The sequence below is a fragment of the Neisseria sp. P0009.S007 genome, assembly GCF_051962515.1.
The window spans coordinates 1-373 of record NZ_JBQCVF010000948.1; the positions used below are offsets into that span (position 1 = coordinate 1).

Sequence of the window (373 nt, forward strand, 5' to 3'; positions counted from 1 at the left end):
TGGCGCAAGATTGTGCCGCGTCCGGCTTGGATTTGGGCTTGGCTGTATGTGTAGATGCGCTGCACCAAATCGGCGTATTCAATCGGGCTGCGGGTATCGCCGTAAAACAGCCTGTCCCATTCGTGCATGATCATCGGGTTGTGATACGCCTCGCGTCCGACCATTACGCCGTCAACGTGTTGCAGGTGTCCGGCGATTGCTTCGTTGGTGGTAATGCCGCCGTTGATGATGATTTCCAGCTCGGGAAACTCTTGCTTGAGGCGGTAAACGTAATCGTATTTCAACGGCGGAACGTCGCGGTTTTCTTTGGGGGAGAGTCCGTCCAACCATGCGTTGCGGGCGTGGACGATGAAAGTTTTGCAGGCAGTTTTGT

Annotated in this window: 1 protein-coding gene; it reads right to left on the bottom strand. The window is 55.0% G+C overall.

All coding sequences use genetic code 11. The features are described 5' to 3' along the window. Positions 1–373: tRNA-dihydrouridine synthase (locus ACTHS3_RS17250; protein WP_440368671.1), on the bottom strand; the 373-nt coding region annotated here is incomplete at both ends.